Raw genomic sequence first — 3,099 nt, 5'->3', positions numbered from 1 at the left:
ACGCAGCGCTTCGTCGACCAGTTCGCGCGCGTCTACACGCCGATCGTATTCGCGGTCGCGCTGCTGGTCGCGGTGGTGCCGCCGCTCGTGATGGGCGGCGCATGGCACGACTGGATCTACCGCGCGCTCGTGCTGCTCGTGATCGCTTGCCCGTGCGCGCTGGTGATCTCGACGCCGGTGACGATCGTGTCGGGGCTCGCGGCCGCGGCGCGGCGCGGGATTCTCGTGAAGGGCGGCGTCTATCTGGAAGAAGGGCGCAAGCTCGCGTGGCTCGCGCTCGACAAGACCGGCACGATCACGCACGGCAAGCCGGTGCAGACCGACTTCGACGTGCATGCGGACGATGCCGACGCGGCGCGCGTGCGGCACCTCGGCGCGAGCCTCGCGGCGCGCTCCGATCACCCGGTGTCGCAGGCGATTGCCGCCGCGGCCCGCGCCGCCGGCACGGCGGCCTTCGCCGACGTGCAGGACTTCGAAGCGATCGTCGGGCGCGGCGTGCGCGGCACGATCGACGGCACGCGCTACTGGCTCGGCAATCACCGCCTCGTCGAGGAACTCGAGCGCTGCTCGACGGCTCTCGAGGCGAAGCTCGACGCGCTGGAGCGGCAGGGCAAGAGCGTCGTCGTGCTGGTCGACGCCACGCGCGTGCTCGGCATCTTCGCGGTGGCCGACACGATCAAGGACACGAGCCGCGACGCGATCGCGGATCTGCACGCGCTCGGCATCCGCACCGCGATGCTGACGGGCGACAACCCGCATACCGCGCTGGCGATCGCCAGGCAGGCGGGCATCGACGACGCGCGCGGCAACCAGTTGCCGGAAGACAAGCTCGCGGCGGTCGAGGAACTGGCGGCGGGCGGCGCGGGCGCGGTCGGGATGGTCGGCGACGGGATCAACGATGCGCCGGCGCTCGCGCGCGCCGACATCGGCTTCGCGATGGGCGCGATGGGCACCGACACGGCGATCGAGACGGCCGACGTCGCGCTGATGGACGACGACCTGCGCAAGATTCCCGCATTCGTGCGGCTGTCGCGCGCGACGCACCGCGTGCTGGTGCAGAACATCGGCTTCGCGCTCGGCGTGAAGGTCGTGTTCCTCGGCCTCACGGTCGCGGGGCTCGGGACGATGTGGATGGCCGTCTTCGCCGACGCGGGCGCGAGCCTGATCGTCGTGGCCAACGGCTTGCGGCTGCTGTCGTCCTCCGGGGCGTTTGGCGGCGCACCGGCCAAGCGTTGAGGAGCGGACGATGAGCTTTCTGAAACGGATACTCGGCGGCCATGGCGGCGGCCACGGCAGCGGGCACGGCAATAGCGGAAACGGGGGCCATGGCGGCCACGGTGGCGGGCATCACGGCGGGTCGCGCCTGGGCGGCCACGATGCGCGCGGGCGCGATCGCCACGGCTGGGGCTGGCAGGCGCCGGCCGACGCCGGTGGCGGGCAAGGCGGCCAGCGCGGCAACGTGCCGCTGAGCCAGCTCGCGTGCGCGGGCTGCGGCGCGCTCAACGCAGCGGATGCACGCTTCTGCGCGCAGTGCGGCGCGGCGCAACGCGGCAAGGCGTGCAGCCGCTGCCATGCGGCGCTGGCGGCCGACGCGCGGTTCTGTCCCGGCTGCGGGACGCAGGCTGCTTGAGGATCTCCGCGAATTCGCGCCGGCTACGCATACGCACGAGCCGGCGCGCTGCGTTCAAGGCCGGCGCACCGGCATGCCCGATGTCGTCTCGTGCATCCTCGCACCAGCAATATCGTCGCGGTCCGTCCAGATGCACGGCGCCACGGCACACCCGTCGCTCAGCGCAGCGGCAGGTGAATTTCGGTGCGCAGGTCGGCCGGCGCCGTATCCATCGGCGTATTGAGGTATAGCTCGAACGGCGGCGCGTCGGCGGCTTCGCGGCCCGAGTGGCGCAGCCAGTCGCCGTACAGCCACTGGTAGGCCGTTTTCAGGTCCGCATACGGCCCCGTATGCAGCAGCACCGCGTATTCGCCGCCGGCGATCGTCACCCGCTCGACCGGCGGCACGGGTGCGACGTCCGGCGCGCCGTCGGCCGGCATGAAGCACGCTTTCGCGCGCAACTGCGCTTCGGGCGTCGTGTCCGGATCGTCGTAGAAAATCCCGATCATCTTCGCGCCCGGCCCGATCAGCCCGTGCTGCCCCACCCACGCGCCGATCCGCCCGAACGCGTCCCCCACCTTCATGTACGCACCGGTGTGCGTTACCGCGTAGCCGCGCAGTTCCGGCAGGCGCCGGATCTCGACCTCGTGCTTGAACATGTCTGCCTCTCCTCGCTGTAGTGGATAAATCGGCCGGTGGGTGCCGGTGCGCCGGTGCTGCGCGGGCAGCACGCCGTACGCGTCGCGAAACGCCCGCGCGAATGCGTGCGTCGACCCGTAGCCCGCGCGCCGCGCGATTTCATCGAGCGGCCGCGCGGTGCAGACCAGATCCTCGGACGCCCGCACGATCCGCATCCGCCGCACGGTCAGCACGATCGACTCGCCGTACAGCGCGCGGTAGACGCGCTGCCAGTGATACGGCGACAGGCACGCGACTTCGGCGAGCCGGTTCAGGTCGAGCGGGCCGTCGAGATGCGCGCTGATGTACGCGTGGACCCGCGCCACGCTTGCCGCGTAGCGCACCCACGCGGGCGGGTCGGTTTTCGTTTCGGCTGGAGTCATCGGCGTGTCCGGGCTGGAACCGACGCCACGGTAGCACGGGCAGAATGGACAAATCTTGCGGAAATGCCGGACACCCGTCGATGCGGCCCTTTTTGAGTTCAACGAAATGGGGTCTTGCCCCTCCGGGATCTATGACTAAAGTTAAAGACGGTGAAATCGGGTGAACGCGTCATTTTTCTCGGGTAAGTTGCCCGGACGGAGCAGCACGCTTTTCGAATTACGCAGGTCGTTCGTCGATGTTCAATCGCCACACCACGTTTTCGGGAGAAGAAGAAATGGATGCTTCCAGCTTCATCACGTCGCTGCAGGCCACGCTAGGCGGATACCTGCCCAAGATCGCCGGCGCGATCGGCATCCTGGTGATCGGCTGGCTGATCGCCGTCGCGGTGCGGGCCGGTGCGCTCCGGCTGCTCAACGCGCTGAAGGTCG

At 69.8% G+C, this 3,099-nt stretch carries 3 protein-coding genes and 1 pseudogene; 3 read left to right on the top strand and 1 reads right to left on the bottom strand.

The window, feature by feature from the left end; all coding sequences use genetic code 11:
- Both JMF90_RS30890 and JMF90_RS30885 read left to right on the top strand, forming a co-directional pair.
- Positions 1-1,236, top strand: a 1,236-nt coding sequence (locus tag JMF90_RS30890; RefSeq protein ID WP_201325863.1) for a heavy metal translocating P-type ATPase, incomplete at its 5' end; no start/stop codon positions are given.
- Positions 1,237-1,246: 10 nt separating this feature from the next.
- Positions 1,247-1,630, top strand: coding sequence for a zinc ribbon domain-containing protein (locus JMF90_RS30885; RefSeq protein ID WP_054928217.1), 384 nt, complete (start codon positions 1,247-1,249; stop codon positions 1,628-1,630).
- A 158-nt stretch (positions 1,631-1,788) separates the two neighbouring features.
- Here JMF90_RS30885 and JMF90_RS30880 read toward each other — a convergent pair whose 3' ends face one another.
- A complete protein-coding gene (locus tag JMF90_RS30880) occupies positions 1,789-2,670 on the bottom strand; it encodes a GyrI-like domain-containing protein (protein ID WP_011546782.1) in 882 nt (293 codons plus the stop codon).
- A 275-nt stretch (positions 2,671-2,945) separates the two neighbouring features.
- On the opposite strand from JMF90_RS30880, the pseudogene JMF90_RS30875 reads away from it, so the two are divergent.
- Positions 2,946-3,099: pseudogene (locus JMF90_RS30875) on the top strand (hypothetical protein); the annotation flags it as partial.

Origin of the sequence: Burkholderia sp. E168m23, assembly GCF_016586125.1 — a bacterium.
GTDB classification, from domain to species: Bacteria; Pseudomonadota; Gammaproteobacteria; order Burkholderiales; family Burkholderiaceae; genus Burkholderia; species Burkholderia orbicola.
This window is presented reverse-complemented; position numbering and strand designations above follow the sequence as displayed.